This is a genomic window from Streptomyces sp. NPDC048196 (genome assembly GCF_040652715.1).
GTDB lineage: Bacteria > Actinomycetota > Actinomycetes > Streptomycetales > Streptomycetaceae > Streptomyces > Streptomyces siderophoricus.
The window spans coordinates 18,115-40,087 of sequence record NZ_JBEZMM010000030.1; the positions used below are offsets into that span (position 1 = coordinate 18,115).

Below are 21,973 nucleotides of genomic sequence, written 5' to 3' on the forward strand. Positions count from 1 at the left end.
CATGGCCGCGGTGCGTGCGCGGTGCGCCGGCCCGCCGTGCGCGCGCTGCCGCGTACGCGGTCCGGGTGTGCTCCGCCCTCGGTACGTGCCGGCCGCGGCGTACCGAACCCGGCGGCGGGCCAAGGAGGTTGGGCTTTCCGCCGGGGTTGTCCCGACCTGCGGATCCGGGCGGGCCGGACACGACTCCATAACGATCGACGGGCCTGCCGGGCCGCGGCCGGCGGGCCCACCGCGAGGGGCGCGGGCCGGTGGCGGACCGTACCGCCGCGGTCCGAACCCCGGACAGCCGTACGGACGCGACGGCCCGGCGGTTACCGTAAGGGCACCATGAGCGCATCGCAGATCCCGCCTGCCACCGCCGTACCGGGCGATGACGTACCGACCCTTCTCGTGAAGATCTTCGGGAAGGACCGGCCCGGCATCACCGCAGGTCTCTTCGACACCCTCGCCGCCTACTCCGTCGATGTCGTGGACATCGAGCAGGTCGTGACCCGGGGGCGCATCACGCTGTGCGCACTGGTCACCACCCCCTCCCCCGGGGAGGGCACCAGCGGCTCCTCCGAGGGGGACCTGCGGGCCACCGTGCACAGCTGGGCCGAGTCACTGAACCTCCAGGCGGAGATCATCTCCGGCCGGGGCGACAACCGTCCGCGCGGCACCGGGCGTTCGCACGTCACCGTGCTCGGCCACCCGCTCACTGCGGAGTCCACCGCCGCCATCGCCGCCGCCATAACGGCCACCGGCGGCAACATCGACCGTATTTTCCGGCTCGCCAAATATCCGGTGACCGCCGTCGAATTCGCCGTCTCCGGTGCGGCCACCGAGGCGCTGCGTACCGCGCTGGCCCTGGAGGCCGCGCAGCTGGGCGTGGACGTCGCCGTGGTGGCGGCCGGGCTGCAGCGCCGGGCCCAGCGGCTGGTCGTGATGGACGTCGACTCGACGCTGATCCAGGACGAGGTCATCGAGCTGTTCGCGGCGCACGCGGGCTGCGAGGCCGAGGTGGCCGAGGTGACCACCGCCGCGATGCGCGGTGAGCTGGACTTCGAGCAGTCGCTGCACGCCCGGGTCAAGCTGCTCGCGGGCCTCGACGAGTCGGTGGTGGAGGCGGTGCGCAAGGAGGTGCGGCTCACCCCCGGCGCCCGCACCCTGGTACGGACGCTCAAGCGGCTCGGCTATCAAGTCGGCGTCGTCTCGGGCGGTTTCACCCAGGTCACCGACGCACTTCAGGAAGAACTGGGGCTGGACTTCGCCAACGCCAACACCCTGGAGATCGTCGACGGCAAACTCACCGGCCGGGTCACCGGGCCCATCGTGGACCGGGCGGGCAAGGCGCGGCTGCTGCGGGACTTCGCGCACCAGGCCGGGGTCCCGCTGGACCAGACCGTGGCGATCGGTGACGGCGCCAACGATCTGGACATGCTCAACGCGGCCGGTCTCGGGGTCGCCTTCAACGCCAAGCCGGTGGTGCGGGAGGCCGCACACACGGCCGTGAACGTGCCGTTCCTGGACACCGTGCTGTACCTGCTGGGCATCACCCGCGAAGAGGTCGAGGCGGCGGACACACACGCGGAGTGAGCGGGGGCAGCACGGACGCGCGGTGAGCGGGGGCGGCGCGTGCGTGGGGTGCGTGGGGCGAGCGCCGGGTCCGGGGTGAGCGGACGGCAGCTCGTACGTGGGGTGAGCGGGGGCGACGCGTGCGTGGGGTGAGCGGGGGGCAGATTACGTGCGCGGGGTGAGTGGGGGCAGCATGTGCGCGGGGTGAGCGGGGGCAGATTACGTGCGCGGGGTGAGTGGGGCGGGCGCCGTGCGCAGGGTGGGCGTGGCCGGCTTGGTGCCGGCTTGGTGCCGGCTTGGTGAGGAGAGCCCCGGGGCCGGAGGGCTGGGCGGGCAGGGCGGGGGCGGGCCTGCGGGCCGCACCCGTACGTGAGCCCTGAGCGGCGGACCGATGCATGAGCGGGGCCCCGGCGGTGTGCCGGGCCCCGCTTCCGTTTGCTGTCCCGCTCGGGCGTCTCGCGCCGTGGGACGGCGGCGGCTGCCGGGCCGGGGACCTCGGCCCGGCGGTGCCGTCGCGGCGCGGGGGCTCAAGCCCTGCGGCGTCCGGGCGGGGCGCTCGGTCTTGCCGCATCCGGGCGGGAGGCTCGGCCCTGCGGCGTCCGAGGGCGGTGGGGACTAAGCCCTGCGACGTCCGAGCGCGGGAGACTCAGCCCTGCGACGTCCGAGCGCGGGAGACTCAGCCCTGCGACGTCCGAGCGCGGGAGACTCAGCCCTGTGGCGTCCAGTACGCGATCAGCCGGCCGACGCCGTGCTCCACCGACTTCCACGAGCCGTTGAAGGCGACCACGGCGATCGCGGCCGTCGGAAAGCCGCTGCGGTTCATCCGCGGCAGCAGATCGCCGTCGGCCTCCCCCGACAGCGCGTCCGCGAGGGCGTGCACGCCCGGGTTGTGCCCGACCAGCACGAGGTCGGTGACATCGTCCGAGGTCTCGTTGAGCAGGGCGATCAGCTCGCCCAGGGAAGCCTCGTAAATCCGCTCGTCGTAGACGGTCTTGGGACGCTGGGGGAGTTCATGGACGGCGAGCTTCCACGTCTCGCGGGTGCGCGTCGACGTCGAGCACAACGTCAGGTCGGGGGTCACGCCCGAACCGGCCAGCCAGCGGCCGGCGACGGGGGCGTCCTTGCGGCCGCGCTCGGCGAGCGGACGCTCATGATCGCTGGTCTCCGACCATTCGGCCTTGGCATGGCGGAGGAGGACAATCCGGCGGGGTGTATCGACGCTCATGCGTCCCAGCTTCGCACGAAAGGCGGCGCGGGGCGCGGGGTGTTGAAGCGCTCCCCCTGCCGGGTGACAGCAGGCAACCGGGGCGCTCAGGCACCTATCCGGAGAATTCCCGCGAGGTACTCGAGCAGCACCGCGAACCCCTGCGGGGCGCTCGCCGCACTCGCCCGGGCGGGGCTCGCCACGACCGCCAACAGGGCCAAGAAGGAGACCACCGGAAGCGCCAGCGCCCACCACGGCAGCCGCGCCCGCAGACCGCGCGTGCGCAGCCGGGGTATCCGCAAGCCGGGTATCCGCGGGCCGTGTGTCCGGGGACCGGGCGTCCGCGGGCCGTGTGTCCGGGAGCCGTGCGTCCGCGGGCCGCTGGTCCTCCGCAGGCGGGCGGCCTGGGCCGCGGGTGGCCGGCTGAACGCGGCGGACATGGGGATCCGCCTCCGTAACGCATCGAAGGGGCTGCACGGCCGCGGGGTGCGGCTCGGCCACCGCGCTGTGCGGTGTACTTCGAAGCTACGGATCACCGGCGGCCGTTCCTATCCGGGAAGCCACCCACTTATCCCTGATACCGGCCCCCTAAGGGATCGGGGGTTGTCCCCACCCGCCCGTCTCCCCCGGCCGCGGCCGACCGGACCGTACGTACCCCCCGCGGTCGCCGCACGCCGCACCCGGCACGCCGCACCCGGCACGCCGCGGCAGACGACGTCACCGTGGCGCGGCAGTCTTCACCGTGGCGCGGCGATGCTCGCGATGATCGCGACGACGACGGTCACACCGAGCATGAGGCCCAGCACGAGGAGCAGCTTCTTCTGGCTGCCCTGCGGATTCGGTTCGAGCACTGGCATGGGCCCAGTGTCGCACCCGCGGATCCGGCCGTGAGCCCGGGGCGGGGCTCCCGGCCGGCGCTCAGGCCTCGTCCTCGATCCGGCGGTCCCGGCCGGCCAGCACGCCGACCGCGATCTGCGGCACCATCAGCCCCGCCATCAGGGCGATCGGCAGGCTCCAGCCGCCGCTGTGCTGGTAGAGCGTGCCGACCAGCAGCGGGCCCGGGATGGAGATCAGATAGCCGACGCTCTGGGCGAAGGCGGACAGCTTGACGACACCGGCGGAGCTGGTCGAGCGCATGCCGATCATGGTCAGGGCGAGCGGGAACGAGCAGTTGGAGATGCCCATCAGCAGCGCCCAGGCCCACGCCCCGGCGGCCGGCGCCAGCCACAGCCCCGTATAGCCGGCCAGACCGCAGATCCCCAGGAACACCGCGAGCGGACCCTGATGCCGCATCCGGGACGCCAGCCGCGGCAGCACGAAGGACAGCGGGACCCCCATCGCCATGGTGACCGCCAGCAGCACCCCTGCGGTCTGTGCCGAGACCCCGGCGTCGCGGAAGATCTGCGGCATCCAGCCCATGGTGATGTACGCGGCGGTGGCCTGGAGGCCGAAGAAGACGGCGAGCGCCCAGGCGGTCGGCGACGAGGTGATCCGCAGCGGGGTCTCCCCCGTGCGCATGCCGCCGCCCGCGGCCGGCCCGGAGGCCGTGGCACGCCGCCGTACGACCGCGAGCCACGGCAGCACGGCGACCGCGGCGAGCCCCGCCCACACCGCCAGCCCGGTGCGCCAACTGCCGCCCAGCGCCTGGGTCATGGGCACGGTGACCGCCGCGGCGAGCGAGGTGCCCAGGGCCAGCGCCATCGAGTACAGCCCGGTCAGCGGGCCGACCCGGTCCGGGAACCAGCTCTTGATCACGACCGGCATCAGCACGTTGCTGACCGCGATGCCGGCCAGGGCGAGCGCGCTGGCGGCGAGGAACCCGCCGGTGCCGCCGGCGTACGGGCGCACCACGACGCCCACGGCGATCGCCGCCATGCCCGCGCAGACGATCGCGCCGGGCCCCCAGCGCCGGGCCAGCCGGGGCGCGGCGAACCCGAAGACCGCGAAGCACAGCGGCGGTACGGAGGTGAGCAGCCCGGCGAGGGTGCCGCTCATGCCGAGGCCGTCGCGGACCTCCTCCAGGAGCGCGCCGAGGCTGGTGATGGCCGGGCGGAGGTTGAGCGCCGCCAGGACGAGACCGGCGATCACGATCCGCGGCAGCCAGCGCCCGGCGGCCGAGACGCTCCCCGGGGCGCCCGCCGCGGCGTCCGGCTGCGCCCCGGTGCCGTCGGGCGCCGGGGCGGTGGTGGTCGTACGGGCGTCGGCTTCGGTGCCGACGGTCGCGAGGTCTTCGTCTGCCATGGGACTCATCATAGAATCATGGGATGAATACGTGTCCAGCCGATGTCGATAGCCTCTGCTGTCCCGGCCGGCACCGGGGGCCGGGAGGACCCGCCGGGCGCCGCGCCGTCGCCGTCCGTCCGCCCCTGCACACCGGAGCGCTGACATGCCGCCTCTGACCTCGCCCCGCCGCTCCGCACTGGCCGACCAGGTGATCGCGCAGCTGCGCGCCCAGATCACCTCCGGCGAGTGGCCGGTGGGCTCGCGCATCCCGACCGAGCCGGAACTCGTCGAGCAGCTCGGGGTGGCCCGCAACACCGTCCGCGAGGCCGTGCGCGCACTGGCGCACAACGGGCTGCTGGACATCCGGCAGGGCTCGGGCACGTACGTGGTGGCGACCAGTGAACTGGCCGGGGTGATGAACCGCCGGTTCGCGGCGGCCGAGCCGGGGCACGTCGCCGAGCTGCGCAGCGCCCTGGAGGCGACCGCCGCCCGGCTGGCCGCGCGCCGCCGCACCGAGCAGGACCTGCGGCAGATCGACACCCTGCTGGAGCGGCGCGAGCGGGCCTGGGAGTCCGGTGCCGCGGAGGCGTTCGTGGAGGCGGACGCCACCCTGCACATGGCCATCGTGTCCGCCTCGCACAACGAGGTGCTGGCCGAGATCTACGCCGACCTCGGCGGGGTGCTGCGCGACTTCCTCCGGGCGGACGTCGGCGAGGAGCTGCGTCCGGAGGCGCACATGGACCACTCCCGCCTGGTCGAGGCGATCCGCGCGGGCGACGGCGACCGCGCCGCGGCCGAAGCCAGCACCCATCCGTTCGGCTGCCGGGCGGGGGTGCTGGAGAGCTCGGGGGAGCGTTAGGGGGCGGGGGCCGGGGCCTGGGGGCGGGGGCCGGGGCCTGGGGGCGGGGGCCGGGGCTTGGGGGCTGGTTTGCCCTGGCCTCGGGGCGGTCGCACGGGGTCACGAAGACCCCTAGGGGGCGTTCGAACGGATCCCGTAGGGGACGCGAGGGCCCCCTGCGGGGCCACAACCGGGCGGGCGCGGGAGGTATTCCCGAAGCGAACCGCAAAAGGGAGCTCGATCGAAGAGCCCCCAGGCCACAACGCGCACCGCCCGCCCCGGTGACCGGGGCGGGCAGTACGGAGTGCGACGTACGGGACGTGCGAGTGCGACGTACGGGACGTGCGAGTGCGACGTACGAAGTACGGCGTACGGAGGCGAGGGGCCGTCAGGCGCCCATCATGTGGACGCCGCCGTCGACGTGCACGATCTCGCCGGTGGTGCGGGGGAAGAAGTCGGACAGCAGGCCGACCACGCCGCGGCCGGCCGGCTCCGGGTCGGCCAGGTCCCAGCCGATCGGGGCGCGGTGGTTCCACACGTCCGCCAGCTCCTCGAAGCCGGGGATGGACTTGGCGGCCATCGACTTGATCGGGCCGGCCGAGACCAGGTTGCAGCGGATGCCCTTCGGGCCGAGGTCGCGCGCCAGGTAGCGGTTGGTGCTCTCCAGCGCCGCCTTGGCCACGCCCATCCAGTCGTACTTCGGCCAGGCGATCTGCGCGTCGAAGGTGAGGCCGACGACCGCGCCGCCGTGCTCCATGAGGGGCAGGCACGCCATGGTCAGCGACTTGTAGGAGTACGCCGAGACCTGGACCGCGGTGCTGACGTCCTCCCAGCCGGCCTCCAGGAAGTTGAAGGCGCCCTGGGGGCCGAAGGCGATGGAGTGCACGATGCCGTCGAGGCGGGCGCCCTCGCCCTGGTGCTCGCGGATCTTGTCGGCCAGGCCGTCCAGGTGCTCCTGGTTGGTGACGTCCAGCTCGATGACCGGGGCCTCCTTGGGGAGGCGCTTGGCGATCCGCTCCACCAGGGAGAGCCGGCCGAAGCCGGTGAGGATGACCTCGGCGCCCTCGTTCTGGGCGACCTTGGCCGCCTGGAACGCGATCGACGACTCGGTCAGAACGCCCGTCACGAGGATGCGCTTGCCTGCGAGGATTCCACTCATGCTGATCAGTGACCCATGCCCAATCCGCCGTCGACGGGAATGACGGCTCCGGTGATGTAAGCGGCCTCGTCGGAGGCCAGGAAGCGGACCGAGGAAGCGACCTCCTCGGGCTGCGCGTAGCGCGCGAGCGGTACCTGCTTGACGATGTTCTCCCGCTGCTCGTCGGTGAGCACCCGGGTCATGTCGGTGTCGACGAAGCCCGGCGCGACGACGTTGACGGTGATGTTGCGGCTGCCCAGCTCGCGTGCGAGGGAGCGGGCGAAGCCCACCAGACCGGCCTTGGAGGCGGCGTAGTTCGCCTGTCCCGCGCCGCCCATCAGACCCACCACGGACGAGATCAGCACGATCCGTCCCTTGCGGGCCCGCAGCATGGCGCGGTTGGCGCGCTTGACCACCCGGAACGTGCCGGTGAGGTTGGTCTCCAGGACCGAGGTGAAGTCCTCCTCGGACATCCGCATCAGGAGCTGGTCACGGGTGACGCCGGCGTTCGCCACCAGCACCTCGACCGGACCGTGCTTCTCCTCGATCTCCTTGTACGCCTGCTCGACCTGTTCGCTGTCCGTGATGTCGCACTTCACGGCCAAAAATCCCGCGGGCGGCTCGCCCGAGCGGTAGGTGATGGCGACCTTGTCGCCTGCCTCGGCGAAGGACCGGGCGATGGCGAGGCCGATGCCGCGGTTACCTCCGGTGACCAGAACCGAGCGGCTCAAGAGATCACCCTTTCCGTTTCCTGTCCGTCCTGCGTTCGATACGAAACTATCGGTCACGGGGCGCTTCCGGGGAATCGAGCACGGACAGGCGCGCGCGCCGCGCTCTGTCGGGTCCCCACAGAACCCCCCACCCGCGGTGGCCGACGCGCCGTGCCACACCGCCGGTCCTCTGGGCCGCGCGGCCGCCACAAGGCATGATGCAGGCGCCGACTACGGGAGGACGCCTTGGCCGCTGCACCCCATGCCCTCGACGCATCGTTCCTGGCGCTGCCGCTGCGCGCGCTGGCCGACGCCGCGCTGGCCCGGGCCCGCGCCCTGGGCGCCACGCACGCGGACTTCCGCCTGGAGCGGATCCGGGAGGCGTCCTGGCGGCTCCGCGACGCCCGGACGTCCGGGACCTCCGACACCACCGACCTGGGGTACGCGGTGCGGGTGGTGCACGACGGGGCGTGGGGCTTCGCGTCCGGGGTGGACCTGACGATGGACGCCGCGGCGCGGGTGGCCGCGCAGGCGGTGGCTATGGCGAAGCTGTCGGCGAAGGTCCTCAAGGCCGCCGGCTCCGAGGAGAGGGTGGAGCTGGCGGCGGAGCCCGCGCATCCGGACCGTACGTGGGTGTCCTCGTACGAGGTCAACCCGTTCGACGTGCCGGACGCGGACAAGACGGAGCTGCTGGCGGAGTGGAGCTCCCGGCTGCTGGCCGCCGACGGCGTGGCGCACGCGGACGCCTCGCTGATGACCGTCCAGGAGAACAAGTTCTACGCGGACACCGCGGGCACCAGCACCACGCAGCAGCGCGTCCGGCTGCACCCGCAGCTGACCGCGGTCGCGGTGGACCCCGACAGCGGCGACTTCGACTCGATGCGCACCCTCGCCCCGCCGGTGGGCCGCGGCTGGGAGTACCTGACCGGCGGCCACTGGGACTGGGACGCGGAGCTGGCCCGGATGCCGGAGCACCTCGCCCAGAAGATGTGCGCGCCCAGCGTCGAGCCCGGCCGTTACGACCTGGTGGTGGATCCGTCCAACCTGTGGCTGACGATCCACGAGTCGATCGGGCACGCGACCGAGCTGGACCGGGCGCTGGGCTACGAGGCGGCGTACGCCGGCACCTCCTTCGCCACCTTCGACCAGCTCGGGAAGCTGACGTACGGCTCCCCGCTGATGAACGTGACCGGTGACCGCACCGCCGAGCACGGTCTCGCCACGATCGGCTACGACGACGAGGGGGTGGCCGCGCAGTCCTGGGACCTGGTCCGGGACGGCGTCCTGGTCGGCTACCAACTCGACCGCAGAATCGCCAGGTTGACCGGTTTCGCACGTTCCAACGGATGTGCCTACGCGGACTCTCCGGGCCATGTCCCCGTGCAGCGGATGGCGAACGTGTCCCTCCAGCCGGCGCCCGGCGGACCGTCCACCGAGGAGCTGATCGCGGGCGTGGAGCGCGGCATCTACGTGGTGGGCGACCGCTCGTGGTCGATCGACATGCAGCGGTACAACTTCCAGTTCACCCAGCAGCGGGCCTACGCGATCCGGGACGGCCGCCTTGGCGGGCAGCTCCGGGACGTCGCCTACCAGGGCATCACTCCGGAGTTCTGGGGATCGATGGAGGCCGTCGGCGGGCCCGACACCTACGTCCTGGGAGGGGCCTTCAACTGCGGGAAGGCGCAGCCCGGCCAGGTGGCGGCGGTGTCGCACGGCTGCCCGTCCGCGCTGTTCCGGAACGTGAACATCCTGAATGCTTCGGCGGAGGCCGGCCGCACCTGACCGTGCGACGTTCCGGTACCAAAGTCTGCACCGAGTCGACACGTCATCACCGGCCAACCTCGCAGGCCACGCCGTCCCCGTCCTCGACATCTCCCTCTGAGGGGGTCAGCTGAGGCGGCCCGATGAGGCCCTGGAAGGGGGCCAACTTCAGGCCCAAGCGGTTGTGCATGGTGCGGGCACCTCGGGCCATGGCGCGACGGACGAGATGTCCGTAGGCCGGCTCCGTCGTCCTGGTCGTGCGATGCCCCACCCAGGCCGCGAGCTCGAAGACCGGGATGTCAGCGTGGATGGCCTCGGACACGAAGACGTGCCGGAAACTCTTCGGCGTGTACTGCGACCGCCACGCCACCCGCCACGACAGCCGCGGCCCTTCACCGCACGAGAACTCCCGGAGCACCGCGGTGTACCGCCCCGCATCGCGCCTGTTCGAAGGAGCGAGGTACGGACCATTGCCGACCTGCCATCAGCCCAGCGTCGCGACTTCTCTGCCGCCGCAGCACCCCACCCCGGCGGCCCACGACGTGAACTCAGGCAGCCTTGAGCCGGGCGACCTCCCGCACCCTTTCACCCAGGGATCGCACCGCGGGGAGCTGTCGGTAAGGTCGCAGGCCCGCTTGCAGAGCGGCAAAGTGATCATCCCCGCGAGCACTGGAGACCCCCATGTAGTCGTCCAAGAAGTGCTCCCACTCGCGGCAGGCTTCCTCAACGTGCCGCATCTGCATCAGACGCGTGGCGAGCAACCCTGTTGCATGGACGCGCCCTTGCCGTTCCGCCGCTGGCCGATAGCGGTTCGACCGACGCAGAGCCTTAACCGAACCTGCTTGATCTCCCAGTTCCCAGAGGACATGGGCCACGTGAAATTCATACGCCGTCCGGTCGTACCCTCCGATGTGGTCATTGCGGCCGTCCGCCCTGCTCAGCGCTGTTTCAGTCTCGCGGAGCCGGCGGAAGGCTTGCCTACGGTCGTTCACCATGGCCGCACCGTGGGCCTGTTGACCGCGCAGGAACGCCACCAGGCGCGGCCCAGACGCAGGCGCCGCTTCGGCAGCACTGTCCGCCAGCTCCAGCGCCCTGTTGCCATAGCCAAGATTCGAGGCCTGCAACGCCATGCCCCGCAATGTGCGGCAGTACGTGACGTGATCATCGGCCTGACCCGCAAGCTTGAGAGCTTTGACGTAGTACTTCTGGCCGAGCCCGTGTTCGCGCTCGTACATGGCCATCCAGCCGGTGAGGTACACCAGATCGGACGCCGCGCTACGCATCGCTTTCTGGGCCACCTCGCTGCCGCCAGCTCTCAAGTAGGGGCCCACGGTGTTGACGAGGAATGCAGCAGCCATCGGCCGCGCATGACCGCCGCCGAGTTCATCCAAGATGTCTGCGATCTTCTGTGTCATCTGGCGGACCGTCGTCACTTCCCCCGCCCCGATACGGGCGGCAGGCGCAGCGGGCGCAAGATCACCGTTGGCGGTCAGGTCATCGAATCTCGGTACAACCAGTGCTGCTGCGTACAGTCCGGCGCCCAGTACAGCGCGCCGCGAGGGGTCCATATCGGCCCTGCCCAAGTCCACCACTCCAGCCACCACGTCCGGCGATTCGTCCAGCTCAGCACTCCCAGGGAAGCCTGCCTCCCTGGACGTTACGGGCCGTGCGAGAAGACGTGAGAGTGCCTCGGTGATCGCGGGCCGCGCCGCCTGTTGCGGCAGTGCCCCCTTCAACCAGTGCGAGACCGAGGTCTTGTCATAGTGCAGCGTCACGCCGAGTTCTGCGCCGGCACGGTTCACTGCACGGGCCAGCTGCGCGTTTCCGAAGCCGCCTTCCCGCATGAGGCCCGTAAGGGCGAGGTTCGGCGTCCTTGATCGTGGTGCCATCTCGTGTACCCCCGAGCGTTCAACCGGTTCAACCGCCTCTCCACTGTGCTCTCTTACCCACGGCTGCGTAAGGGAGTTGAGTGATTACCGGCCGTTGGGTGCCCCCGTCCAGCGGCTCGTTGACGGCTCCGTCGGACCTCCGCGCGGGAGGAGCGACAGGGCACCGATCTCTCGATAGCGAGGCGTCCACGATGACCACGCAAACCACTACACATCTCGAATTCGGCCACCTTCATCACCCTCTGCTGGGTCGACGGGTCATCGACCACGGCCACGATGATCGAGTCGGCATTCTGCGAGCCCTCGCTCCCGATCCGAAGGACAACAACCCGGGACTCGTGCTCTGGATCCCTGACACGCCGCCGGTGGCGTGGCTCTCGCCGGTGGGCGGCGGGGTGGAGTGGACGACCGGCCCGGACCAGATCGAGGCCGCACCATGAGCAGCCGCCAGCCGCAAGTAGGCGATGAAGTCGAGTACGAGCCCGGCCGCCTGGCGATCTTGACAGACATCCGAAGGGGCGTTCCGTTCCTCCGGTCTTTCGGGCGAGAGTGGCCGGTCAAGAGTCTGAGCGAATTGAAGGTAAAGCGGACGCGGGGGCAGCGAACCGCGGACGGCGATTTCCGATGAGCGGCGCACACGCGAAAACCAACCAGCAGTCCATCAAGCTGTGTGTATGGCGCCCAATTGCCTTGCTAGCACTTCTCGGCGCAGGCGCTCCTGCTGCCGTGATTGCCACCTCACCCAACGCTCATGGTGCGCCGGTTAGCGACTCGGATGAGCGTACAGACGATGCGCGCCCCCACGCTGAGCCTTACGCGGAATTCGGGGGAGGAAATCGGCAAGTGGGCCCAATGATTCCCGTTCGGTTACGCACGGCCGGGCGGGTGAGCAAGTGCACGGCGGACCGGGGAAAGTCCTCGGTCAGTGACTTGAGGAGGCATCAGCCTTGACGCTCAAGGACGCACTGAAGCGCGCTGCCATCGTTCGTGGCGGTGAGGACGAGGACGACGGGCAGGGCGGCAACCCGCCAACCGGGGACTCTGACGACGGACGCGACTACTACAGCTGACAGTCGATAGTCTCCACCCGTCCTTGGGGCCGGCCTCCTTCCGGGGGTCGGCTCTTCGTCGCTGAGAGGATCAACGATGCCGGGCCCAGGACCATTTGATCTTCCCGATCACGTTCGCAATATCGTGCAGCCTTTGAGCAAGCGGCTCGTGGTCAACAGACGAGGCTCTACCGTCTGGGACGTTCGCACCCCTGTCGGCCGCTTCGCCGTAAAACTGGGCTACCGAAGCCAAAGCCACGCGTGGACAGCCTTGGCTCCGGCGCGTGAGGCCGCCATCCTTCGTCAGCTCAACGGCACCGACGACATCCACTGTGGCGAGTGGGAAGAGGGCACATGGAGCGCCCAACCCTGGTGGGAAGGCCAATCTCTCTTCGAAGTGTGGGAACCCCACCGGCGCAGCGGCGTCTCCACCGCGCCTAACCTCGCCGAAGCGCTTTCCTGTGCCACGGCGCTGGCTGATCTCCATGCCGCGGGTTGGGTACACGGCGATGTCCAGCCCAATCACTTCGTCATGGGGCCGACCCGCACGGCCCTTATCGATCTGGCCCTGGCACAGGGTGGCGACGTCCCCCAGAACTATGACTTCAGCTATAGGGGCTGCCTGGTGCACTACGAAGCACCCGAGATCTCCCGGAGCATCTTGGAGACCGGCATTGCGGCACCAACCGCGCGGGCTGACGTGTACGCGCTGGGTGCGTCGTTCTTCATCTCTGCTACCGGCCGGCGGCACGTGCCCTACCCGGACGACGCCAGCCGAGAGGAACAGCGGCGAGCCATCGTGGACTCTCCGCACCGACCGATCACGGTACGGAGCCCTCTGGGCCCCCTCATTGAACAGATGATGAGTCGTGATCCGGCCGACCGGCCGACCGCCCTGGAAGTCTGTGGAGCACTCCGCAACTCCTCTTGAGGCTAACGGGCCCGATAGCGAGCAGAGGCAGACAAAGCGAAGGCCCCACCTCCTCAAGGTGGGGCCCTCATCTTCATGGACGTCGAGCGGAAGTCACGCCCCGTCGGCGGACGCGATCTCGTTGATCAGTCCACGAACACGCTCTTCGATCTCGTTGCGGATCGGCCGGACGGCCTCAATCCCCTGTCCGGCCGGATCGGCCAACTGCCAGTCCAAGTACCGCTTACCGGGGAACACGGGGCAGCTGTCCCCGCAGCCCATCGTGATCACCACGTCAGACGCCTGCACGGCCTCAACAGTGAGCACCTTAGGGATCTCGGCAGAGACATCGATGCCCACCTCGGCCATCGCTGCCACGACGGCGGGGTTCACCTTGTCGGCGGGGGCGGACCCGGCAGAGCGCACCTGTACGCGGTCGCCCGCAAGGTGGGTGACGAACGCGGCGGCCATCTGGGAGCGGCCGGCGTTGTGGATGCAGACGAACAGGACGGACGGCACGGCGGTGTCAGGCATGAGCGGGACTTTCCTCGGTCACGAGTGCGGGTGCGGTGAAGAAGCGGCGCGCGTAGAGCGCGACATAGACGAGGCCGATCAGCACCGGTACCTCGATGAGCGGGCCGACCACTCCGGCGAGGGCTTGCCCGGAGGTGGCACCGAACGTGGCAATGGCTACCGCGATGGCCAGCTCGAAGTTGTTGCCCGCGGCCGTGAACGCGAGCGTCGTTGCCCGCGGGTAGTTGAGTCCGGCGGCGCGGCCGAGTGCCATGGAGCCGGCCCACATGAGCGCGAAGTACACCAGCAGCGGCAGCGCGATGCGTGCGACGTCGAGCGGCTGCGAGGTGATCGCGTCGCCTTGCAGCGCGAACAGGACAACGATCGTGAACAACAGCCCGTACAGGGCGAACGGCCCGATCCGCGGAATCAGCTTCGTCTCGTACCACGCGCGCCCCTTGGCCTTCTCGCCGATCCGGCGCGTGAGGTACCCGGCGGCGAGGGGGACTCCGAGGAAGATCAGCACACTTCGGGCGATCTCCCACACGGACACGTCAAGGCCGGCCTGCTCAAGCCCGAGCCATCCGGGCAACACGGACAGGTAGAACCATCCGAGGGCCGAGAACGCGATCACCTGAAACACCGAGTTCAGCGCGACCAGTACGGCCGCGGCCTCCCGGTCGCCGCAGGCCAGGTCGTTCCAGATGATGACCATGGCGATACACCGGGCCAACCCCACGATGATCAGGCCCGTGCGGTACTCGGGAAGGTCGGGCAGGAACAGCCACGCCAACGCGAACATGACCGCCGGTCCGACGATCCAGTTCAGTAGCAGCGAGGGCAGCAGCAGACGGCGGTCACGGGTGACGGTGTCGAGCCGGTCATAACGCACCTTGGCGAGGACCGGGTACATCATCACCAGCAGGCCGAGGGCGATGGGCAGCGATACCCCGGTCACCGTGACTTCGGCGAGAGCGTCTCCGAGGCCAGGTACGACGCGGCCGAGGCCGAGACCGACAGCCATCGCGGCGAGAATCCAGACGGCAAGGTAGCGGTCGAGGAACGACAGACGGCGGGCGACGGCTTGCTCGGGCGCGGCGCTCACGAGGCAGCCCCGGCGGCCTCAGCAGGGGCGGGCAGCGGCTCGCCGGCGGGGCGCGTCAGGATGCCTGCAAGGCGATCGGTCATCTCGGGAAGCAGCCAGTAGTAGACCCACGTGCCGCGCCGCTCGCAGTCGATGAGTCCTGCCTGCCGAAGCAGCTTGAGGTGATGCGAGATCGTTGGCTGCGACAGGTCAAACGCCGGGGTCAGGTCGCACACGCACACCTCGCCGCCAGCGCGCGAGGCGATCATGGACAGCAGACGGAGTCGCACCGGGTCGCCCAGTGCCTTGAAGACCTTCGCGAGTTCTACGGCCTGGCCCTCATCGAGAGGTGCTGTCAGTAGGCCCGGGCAGCATGCGTCTGCCTCTCCGGTCTGGTCGAGCACCACAAGCTCTTGATTCGACATGCCTCTATGTTGACAGTCTTCGATCCAAGGCGCAATGTTGCATCGACAGACATCAATGCAAGCCGATGGGAGTCTCGCCATGTCCCGTGCACAGCTCGCCCTGCGCGTCAGCGACCTAGAAGCGTCGATCACCTTTTACTCGAAGCTGTTCGGCGCCGAACCGGCCAAGCGTCGCGAGGGCTACGCCAACTTCGCCATCACTGAGCCGCCGCTCAAGCTCGTGTTGATCGAGGGTGAGCCCGGACAGGAAACCCGTCTCGACCACCTTGGGGTGGAGGTCGAGTCCACGGAGCAGGTGACAGCAGCGACCTCCCGACTCAAGGACGCAGGTCTCGCCACGTTCGAGGAGAACGACACCTCGTGCTGCTACGCCCTACAGGACAAGGTCTGGGTACACGGCCCCGGCCAGGAGCCTTGGGAGATCTACGTCGTCAAGGCTGACGCCGACACGCTGGGCAAGAGCGCCGACCCCACCGTGACCGGTGACGCCTGCTGCAAGAGCCAGCCGGCCACGGCGACCACCGCAACGGGCTGCGGCTGCGGAAGCTGATCGGGACACCTTCGCGGCGATAGCCCGACCGCGCCCAGGAGAGGCCATTCAATTCGCGTGAGGCCCCGCCGCTCCATAAGAACGACGGGGCCCCGCTTATGCGTTGAGGCGCCGAACAGCAACGCCGCAGCCCTCACGGCCGCCGCGCACCAAACAGGCGCCGACGCCACCTCTAAGCCCTGCCCCAGGTCGACACCATGTCATCACCAGACCCCGTACAGTCCGGTTTGAACCGGTATGAACAGGGAATGAGGGGAGACCATGAAAAGCCGCCTGACCTGCACAGATGCCCATTAGAGAGGTATGCCCTCCGCTCCCCCCGTGAACTTCCAGTTCACCCAGCAGCGGGCCTACGCGATCCGGGACGGCCGCCTTGGCGGGCAGCTCCGGGACGTCGCCTACCAGGGCATCACTCCGGAGTTCTGGGGATCGATGGAGGCCGTCGGCGGGCCCGACACCTACGTCCTGGGAGGGGCCTTCAACTGCGGGAAGGCGCAGCCCGGCCAGGTGGCGGCGGTGTCGCACGGCTGCCCGTCCGCGCTGTTCCGGAACGTGAACATCCTCAACACCTCAAGTGAGGCGGGCCGCGCCTGACGGGGACCTGCGCCGGACCCGGACGGGGGCGCGGCCACCCCACCGGCGCAGCTCTGCTCGCATGCCCTTCGCCGGTCAGTCAGGTGAATTCGCGCCCGGCGCCGGGGCGCCTTCGCCACCGGTGGTAGATGACGCACGTGAGCTCCCCACCACCGACCGGCCCGCCTGCCGGACCTCCGAGCGGCCCGCTGCCCGGGCGCGCCCCGGAACCCGGCCCTCCACCCCCGCGACGCCCCTGGTGGCGCACTCCGCCGGTGCTCATCGGCACCGGCGTCGCCGTCGTCGCGATCGGAGTCGCGATCGCCTTCGCTTCCACCGCCGGCAACGGCGAGGGAAATCCTTCGGGCGGCACTGCCTCCCCCAACACGAATTCCGGAGAGCCGTCCAGCATTCCGAGCGTCGACTCGCCTGCGGCAGCCAGCGATGTGATCAAACGCGTGACGCTGAAGCCGGCGGACTGGGGCAATGGGTATGTGGCGGATACCCCGTACGAGAACAGCGATCTGACCGAAAATACCGTCGACCAGAACTGCAACTGGGCGAGCGAGCCGATCAAAAACGCGTTCGCCACCCTGACTCGCTGGTCCAAAACGTCCGGCAAGACGGTCAGCGCCGTCTCCTGGACCACCGTGTACAAGACGCCGGAGTCGGCCCAGTACAGCGTTTCCGACCAGCGCGAGGCTCTGCAGCGATGCCCGACGCAAAGCTCCGGAAAATCACGGATCGAGGGTGTCCACGAGATCAAGATTCCAGGGCTGAACGGTTTTGATGAAGTGGTGGCCGAGGAAGGCCATCAGGTCTCGGATGAAAATGGCAACAAGGTCGACGATTACTACACGTACCTCACCGGCCGTAAGGGAAAATTCCTCCTGCACACCGACGTGGACAGAGGAGAATCGGGGACGCAGGAGCAGAACCGCAATGACGCGAGCAGTGCCCTTTCGCTCATGCTGAGCCGTCTTGAGAGTGGCGCGTCGTACTGAGCCGGGTGCCTCCCCCAGGCTGAAGTCCGTGACGCGACTCCCCCCGGTCACGCCCCCTGGCAGCGCGCCGCCCGGTCGATAAGCTCGGGTGGCCGTCGGCCCTCGTGGAGGGCGTCAGCGTCGTGACCACCATTCAGGAGGCGTGTCGATGAGCCGTCGTACCACTGCGCCGCACGAGATCGTCGAGCGGGCCCTGGAGTTGTCCCGCGCCGACGGCTGCGTCGTCATCGCCGACGAGCACTCCGACGCCAATCTGCGCTGGGCGCGCAACGCGCTCACCACCAACGGCGTCACCCGGGGGCGGACCCTGACGGTCGTGGCCACCGTGAACGGTGCGGAGGGCACCGCCTCCGGGGTCGTCTCGCGCTCGGCGGTGACCGCGGACGAGCTGGAGCCGCTGGTGCGGGCGGCGGAGGCGGCGGCGCGGGACGCCGGGCCGGCCGAGGACGCCCAGCCGCTGGTCGGCGGCGAGAAGGCGTCCGCGGACTTCACCGACGCGCCGGCCGAGACCTCCTCGGAGGTGTTCGCGGCGTTCGCGCCGGCGCTGGGCGAGGCCTTCAAGCAGGCCCGGGCGGCCGGGCGCGAGCTGTACGGCTTCGCGCAGCACGGCGTGGTCTCGTCGTACCTGGGCACCTCGGCCGGGCTGCGGCTGCGGCACGACCAGCCGACCGGAACGCTGGAGCTGAACGCCAAGGCGGCGGCCCCCGGCGCGGCGGCGGCGCCCCGTTCGGCCTGGGCCGGGCGGGCGACCCGCGACTTCACCGACGTCGACCCGCGGGAGCTGGACGCCGAGCTGGGCCGGCGGCTGGCCTGGGCGGAGCGGCGGGTGGAGCTGCCCGCCGGGCGGTACGAGACGCTGCTGCCGCCGACCGCCGTCGCCGATCTGCTGATCTACCAGATGTGGTCCGCCGGGGCCCGGGACGCCGCGGAGGGCCGTACGGTCTTCTCCCGGCCGGCCGAGGGCGAGGGCGGGCCGGCGGACCGGCCGGCGGACCGTACCCGGATCGGTGAGCGGCTGAGCGAGCTGCCGCTGACCCTGCGCAGCGACCCGCGGGCGCCCGGTCTGGAGTGCGCGCCGTTCGTGCTGGCGCACTCCTCCGGGGACGACGCGTCGGTCTTTGACAACGGGCTGCCGCTGACGGGCACCGAGTGGGTGCGCGAGGGCGTGCTGAACCGGCTGGTCGCCACCCGGCACAGCGCCGGGCTGACCGGTCTGCCGGTGGCGCCGGGCATCGACAACCTCCTTCTGGAGGGCGGCAGTTCGCGCTCGCTGGAGGAGATGGTGGCGTCCGCGGGGCACGACGGGCCGGCGCTGCTGCTGACCTGCCTGTGGTACATCCGCGAGGTGGACCCGGCGACGCTGCTGCTGACCGGGCTGACCCGGGACGGTGTCTATATGGTGGAGAACGGCGAGGTGACCGGCGAGGTGAACAACTTCCGGTTCAACGAGTCGCCGGTGGACCTGCTGTCCCGGGCGGTGGAGGCGGGCCGTACGGAGCGGACGCTGCCGCGGGAGTGGAGCGACTACTTCACCCGGGCGGCGATGCCGGCGCTGCGCGTCCCCGACTTCAACATGAGCTCGGTGAGCCGGGGGGTGTGAGGCGGGCCGGAACGCCGGCCGTGAGCCGGGGGCGGGAGCGGGCGACCGGGCGGGCGCACGGGCACAGCAGCGGGACTGTCACAGGGGGCGAATAGACTGTGCCCCTGTCCTCCCGTTTCGGGAACCACGATCGATCAGGGACGCCATGACACGCCTCGGCGAATCCGTCGCCCGCGCCAGTACGCTGCTCTCCGCCGACCTCTCCTCGGACGCCACGGTCCGGGAGCTGCTCCAGGAGACGGGCGCGCGGCGCTATCTCGACCTGACGGACCTGCCCGCCAAGGAGCAGGCCGAGCTGATCGCGTCCCGTACGGTCGAGGTGCTGCCGGGTGTGGAGCAGCTGGCCGAGCGGATCGAGGAGCGCCGGGCGGCCGGCACGGGGCTGCACATCAAGCTGGGCATCGACCCGACGGCGACCGATGTGCACCTGGGGCATGCGGTGCCGCTGATCGTGCTGAGCCGGTTCCAGCGGCTGGGCCATGACGTGACGCTGATCATCGGTGACTTCACCGCCAAGATCGGTGACCCGTCGGGCCGTACGGCCGAGCGGCCGCCGCTGACCGACGAGGACATCGCGCACAACCTCGCGACGTACCGCGAACAGGTCCGCCCGTTCTTCGACTTCGAGAAGGTCAGCTTCCGGCAGAACAGCGAGTGGCTGGCGCCGTACACCTTCCCCGAGCTGCTGTCGCTGCTCGCGCAGGTGCCGGCCTCGCAGCTGCTGCAGCGCGAGGACTTCCGCAACCGGCTCGCGGCCGGCTCGGGGCTGACCATGACCGAGCTGCTGTACCCGATCGCGCAGGGCCTGGACTCGGTGGCGCTGGAGTGCGATGTGGAGCTGGGCGGTTCGGACCAGCTGCTCAATCTGCAGATGGGCCGGAAGCTGATGGAGCTGCGCGGGCAGCGGCCGCAGCTGGTGGTGACCATGCCGCTGATCGAGGGCACGGACGGCACCGGCGCCAAGATGTCCAAGTCCAAGGGCAATTACGTCGGGCTGAGCGCGCCCGCCGACGATGTCTTCGGCAAGATCATGTCGGTGCCGGACCGGCTGATGGAGCCGTACCTGAAGGCCTGGACGGAGTGGACGGACGAGGAGATCACGCTCGCCCTGGGCCGGGTCACGGACCGCTCGCTGCACCCGATGGACCTGAAGAAGATCCTCGCGGGTGAGGTCGTGGCGGCGCTGTACGGCCTGGACGCGGCGATGGCGGCGCGGGCCGGATTCGTCGCGCAGTTCTCCAAGAAGTCGTTCTCCGACGTGGAGTCGCTGCCGGTCGTCGAGGTCGCCGAGCACGGCGCGGAGACGGTGGCGACGGTGCTGAGCAAGGTGCTGGAGTTCACGCCGAGCGCCTCGGCGGCCCGGCGGCTGGCCAAGCAGAACGCGCTGCGGCTGGTCGTCGAGGGCGAGGGCGGTCAGCAGACGGTGGTGCTGGCGGAGGCCGATGCGATCCGTCCGCTGGGTGAGGTGCTCGCCGAGAAGCTGGCGGATGCGGCCGGGGACGCGTACCTGAAGGCGGGGCGGAAGCTGGCCCACCTCCAGGGTCGCTGAGGAAGCCGTACGACGGGGCGGCCGGTGCGCGCATGGTGCGCGCCGGCCGCCCCGGTGTTTCTGCCGTTGCTCTCAGGTCGCGTGTTTGCGATGACCGCGCAGGGAGACCCACAACCGGTCGCCGATGGCGACGATGATGACCGCGCCCACCAGTTGCAGCAGGTGGCGGACCCAGTCGATGCCCTTGGTCTCGTTGACTCCGAGGCCGGTGGCCGCCCAGTTGCCGAGGACGCTGCCCAGCATGCCGAAGATGATGGTCAGCCACAGCGGGATCTGCTGTTTGCCCGGGATGATGGCCTTGGCGATGAGGCCCAGCACCAGGCCCACGATGATGGCCCACAACCACGTCATGTCGCCTCCTCTGACGGCGCGGTGCACATGAGGTCGCACGTGCGGGTCGCCCCGCCAGTGTCGCCCCGCCCCGGCCACCGCGCACGCCGGAACCCGGCCGGGTGGGCGGGACCCGGTCTCGAATGCGGCGCAGCCTGGGCGTACCGTGGAATCCGACCGGAAACCGGGGTGAATTCCGGCGGAACCGAGCAGGTGGTGGACATCGTGGTGCGGAAGCAGAGCAGCGGCGAGACCTTCCGGATCACCGGGGCCCGGCAGGGGCTGACCGAGGACGTGCGCGGTCGGCAGCGCCGGTATGTGATCTCGATGGGCGTGCGGACCGTGGCGGTGCTGCTGACCGTCGTGCTGTGGAACATCGAGCGGCCGGTGGCCATTGCCACGCTGGTGCTGGGCATGGCGCTGCCGTACATCGCGGTGGTGATCGCCAACGCGGGCCGGGAGAACGTCCCTTCACTGCCGAAGACGTTCGTGGCGGGGCCGAGCCGGCCGATGCTGACGCCGGGGCCGACGGACGGTACGGCGGATTCCGTTCCGGACCGGCCCGCGGCGGGCGCGTCGGCGCCCGACTCCGACCTCGGCTGATCGCCTACCGGTCTGCAAAGCTCAAGAAAAGCTCAGATCAATCATGGAGTTCCGGTGCACCGCGCACCATTCCCCGTGACATACTGCGTACGCGCTCCGCATCCCCCGTCGGAGCGACGGACCGACGCCGGGCGGCTCCCCCCGTGGCTGCCCGGCGTCGTCATGTCCGCAGGCCGGTCGGGCGGCCGCCGTGGGCGGACGTAGGGTTGAGGCGTGAACTCCCCGAACTCCGCCGAGAACCCCACCATCTGCTCGGCCAAGGGCTGCCGGGCCGACGCCGTGTGGGTGCTGGCGTGGAACAACCCGAAGCTGCACACTCCGGACCGCCGCAAGACCTGGCTGGCGTGCGAGGAGCACCGGGAGCATCTGTCGCAGTTCCTCGGTGTGCGCGGGTTCCTCAAGGACGTGGTGGCGCTTGAGGAGTGGGAGGCGTCGGCGGGCGGGCGCTGACGGCCGGGGCGCTGCT

The 21,973-nt window shown here is 70.3% G+C and carries 23 protein-coding genes and 1 pseudogene; 13 read left to right on the top strand and 11 right to left on the bottom strand.

The features are described from left to right. The first annotated feature begins 327 nt into the window (after positions 1-327). Positions 328-1,575, top strand: coding sequence for a phosphoserine phosphatase SerB (serB, locus tag AB0E02_RS25685; RefSeq protein WP_030411672.1), 1,248 nt, complete (start codon positions 328-330; stop codon positions 1,573-1,575). Between the two features lie 685 nt (positions 1,576-2,260). Here serB and AB0E02_RS25690 read toward each other — a convergent pair. From AB0E02_RS25690 to AB0E02_RS25705, 4 genes are all read right to left on the bottom strand, one after another. Continuing rightward, positions 2,261-2,779, bottom strand: coding sequence for a histidine phosphatase family protein (locus AB0E02_RS25690; protein ID WP_030411673.1), 519 nt, complete (start codon positions 2,777-2,779; stop codon positions 2,261-2,263). Positions 2,780-2,865: 86 nt separating this feature from the next. Next, positions 2,866-3,060, bottom strand: coding sequence for a hypothetical protein (locus tag AB0E02_RS25695; RefSeq protein ID WP_362142972.1), 195 nt, complete (start codon positions 3,058-3,060; stop codon positions 2,866-2,868). Between the two features lie 435 nt (positions 3,061-3,495). Continuing rightward, positions 3,496-3,615: an SGM_5486 family transporter-associated protein gene (locus tag AB0E02_RS25700; RefSeq protein WP_261952231.1), complete on the bottom strand. Its 120-nt coding sequence runs from the start codon at positions 3,613-3,615 to the stop codon at positions 3,496-3,498. Between the two features lie 61 nt (positions 3,616-3,676). Continuing rightward, complete coding sequence (locus AB0E02_RS25705; RefSeq protein WP_362142973.1) at positions 3,677-4,999, bottom strand: MFS transporter; 1,323 nt, start codon at positions 4,997-4,999, stop codon at positions 3,677-3,679. A 145-nt stretch (positions 5,000-5,144) separates the two neighbouring features. Between AB0E02_RS25705 and AB0E02_RS25710 the strand changes: the two genes are divergently transcribed. Next, complete coding sequence (locus AB0E02_RS25710) at positions 5,145-5,840, top strand: FCD domain-containing protein (protein WP_362142974.1); 696 nt, start codon at positions 5,145-5,147, stop codon at positions 5,838-5,840. 367 nt (positions 5,841-6,207) lie between these two features. Here the strand turns inward: AB0E02_RS25710 and fabI are convergent, their stop codons facing one another. Together fabI and fabG are read right to left on the bottom strand one after the other, a co-directional pair. Next, the gene (fabI, locus tag AB0E02_RS25715; protein WP_030411677.1) at positions 6,208-6,978 is read right to left on the bottom strand and encodes an enoyl-ACP reductase FabI; all 771 of its coding nucleotides are present in this window, start codon (positions 6,976-6,978) and stop codon (positions 6,208-6,210) included. Positions 6,979-6,983: 5 nt separating this feature from the next. Beyond that, positions 6,984-7,688, bottom strand: a complete 705-nt coding sequence (gene fabG, locus AB0E02_RS25720) for a 3-oxoacyl-[acyl-carrier-protein] reductase (protein WP_030411678.1) — start codon at positions 7,686-7,688, stop codon at positions 6,984-6,986. A gap of 225 nt (positions 7,689-7,913) precedes the next feature. Here fabG and AB0E02_RS25725 point away from each other — a divergent pair, with 225 nt between their 5' ends. After that, a complete protein-coding gene (locus AB0E02_RS25725) occupies positions 7,914-9,449 on the top strand; it encodes a TldD/PmbA family protein (RefSeq protein ID WP_362142977.1) in 1,536 nt (511 codons plus the stop codon). A 527-nt stretch (positions 9,450-9,976) separates the two neighbouring features. Here the strand turns inward: AB0E02_RS25725 and AB0E02_RS25730 are convergent. Then, positions 9,977-11,317 carry a hypothetical protein gene (locus tag AB0E02_RS25730; protein ID WP_362142979.1) on the bottom strand — a complete coding sequence of 447 codons (1,341 nt, stop codon included), beginning with the start codon at positions 11,315-11,317 and terminating at the stop codon, positions 9,977-9,979. 191 nt (positions 11,318-11,508) lie between these two features. Here AB0E02_RS25730 and AB0E02_RS25735 point away from each other — a divergent pair, with 191 nt between their 5' ends. From AB0E02_RS25735 to AB0E02_RS25745, 3 genes are all read left to right on the top strand, one after another. Next, complete coding sequence (locus AB0E02_RS25735; protein WP_362142981.1) at positions 11,509-11,757, top strand: hypothetical protein; 249 nt, start codon at positions 11,509-11,511, stop codon at positions 11,755-11,757. A 507-nt stretch (positions 11,758-12,264) separates the two neighbouring features. Beyond that, positions 12,265-12,387 carry a hypothetical protein gene (locus AB0E02_RS25740; RefSeq protein ID WP_362142983.1) on the top strand — a complete coding sequence of 41 codons (123 nt, stop codon included), beginning with the start codon at positions 12,265-12,267 and terminating at the stop codon, positions 12,385-12,387. 124 nt (positions 12,388-12,511) lie between these two features. Then, a complete protein-coding gene (locus AB0E02_RS25745) occupies positions 12,512-13,297 on the top strand; it encodes a protein kinase (protein WP_362143080.1) in 786 nt (261 codons plus the stop codon). 93 nt (positions 13,298-13,390) lie between these two features. Here AB0E02_RS25745 and AB0E02_RS25750 read toward each other — a convergent pair whose 3' ends face one another. From AB0E02_RS25750 to AB0E02_RS25760, 3 genes are read right to left on the bottom strand one after another with little or no spacing between them, the layout of a single operon-like run. Next, entirely contained in the window at positions 13,391-13,810 is a 420-nt protein-coding gene (locus AB0E02_RS25750; protein ID WP_362142985.1) for an arsenate reductase ArsC, read from the bottom strand. Further along, on the bottom strand, positions 13,803-14,894 hold the full coding sequence (gene arsB / locus AB0E02_RS25755; RefSeq protein WP_362142987.1) for an ACR3 family arsenite efflux transporter: 1,092 nt from the start codon (positions 14,892-14,894) through the stop codon (positions 13,803-13,805). Before arsB ends, AB0E02_RS25750 begins: the two co-directional genes overlap by 8 nt. After that, positions 14,891-15,298 (bottom strand): metalloregulator ArsR/SmtB family transcription factor, encoded by a 408-nt coding sequence (locus AB0E02_RS25760; RefSeq protein ID WP_362142989.1) that lies wholly within the window; start codon positions 15,296-15,298, stop codon positions 14,891-14,893. Before AB0E02_RS25760 ends, arsB begins: the two co-directional genes overlap by 4 nt. A gap of 79 nt (positions 15,299-15,377) precedes the next feature. Here AB0E02_RS25760 and AB0E02_RS25765 point away from each other — a divergent pair, with 79 nt between their 5' ends. The 5 genes and pseudogenes from AB0E02_RS25765 (at position 15,378) to tyrS (ending at position 20,574) form a co-directional block, all read left to right on the top strand. After that, a complete protein-coding gene (locus AB0E02_RS25765) occupies positions 15,378-15,848 on the top strand; it encodes an ArsI/CadI family heavy metal resistance metalloenzyme (RefSeq protein WP_362142991.1) in 471 nt (156 codons plus the stop codon). A gap of 324 nt (positions 15,849-16,172) precedes the next feature. After that, positions 16,173-16,442, top strand: a pseudogene (locus AB0E02_RS25770) (metallopeptidase TldD-related protein); the annotation flags it as partial. 254 nt (positions 16,443-16,696) lie between these two features. After that, positions 16,697-17,425, top strand: a complete 729-nt coding sequence (locus AB0E02_RS25775) for a hypothetical protein (RefSeq protein ID WP_362142993.1) — start codon at positions 16,697-16,699, stop codon at positions 17,423-17,425. A gap of 148 nt (positions 17,426-17,573) precedes the next feature. Further along, entirely contained in the window at positions 17,574-19,025 is a 1,452-nt protein-coding gene (locus tag AB0E02_RS25780; RefSeq protein WP_362142995.1) for a metallopeptidase TldD-related protein, read from the top strand. 145 nt (positions 19,026-19,170) lie between these two features. Beyond that, positions 19,171-20,574 carry a tyrosine--tRNA ligase gene (tyrS, locus tag AB0E02_RS25785; protein WP_362142997.1) on the top strand — a complete coding sequence of 468 codons (1,404 nt, stop codon included), beginning with the start codon at positions 19,171-19,173 and terminating at the stop codon, positions 20,572-20,574. Positions 20,575-20,646: 72 nt separating this feature from the next. Here tyrS and AB0E02_RS25790 read toward each other — a convergent pair whose 3' ends face one another. Then, on the bottom strand, positions 20,647-20,925 hold the full coding sequence (locus AB0E02_RS25790) for a GlsB/YeaQ/YmgE family stress response membrane protein (RefSeq protein ID WP_362142999.1): 279 nt from the start codon (positions 20,923-20,925) through the stop codon (positions 20,647-20,649). 207 nt (positions 20,926-21,132) lie between these two features. Between AB0E02_RS25790 and AB0E02_RS25795 the strand changes: the two genes are divergently transcribed. Both AB0E02_RS25795 and AB0E02_RS25800 read left to right on the top strand, forming a co-directional pair. Further along, a complete protein-coding gene (locus tag AB0E02_RS25795; RefSeq protein ID WP_362143081.1) occupies positions 21,133-21,507 on the top strand; it encodes a DUF3099 domain-containing protein in 375 nt (124 codons plus the stop codon). Between the two features lie 213 nt (positions 21,508-21,720). Then, positions 21,721-21,957, top strand: coding sequence for a hypothetical protein (locus AB0E02_RS25800; protein ID WP_030411684.1), 237 nt, complete (start codon positions 21,721-21,723; stop codon positions 21,955-21,957). The last annotated feature ends 16 nt before the right edge of the window (positions 21,958-21,973 follow it).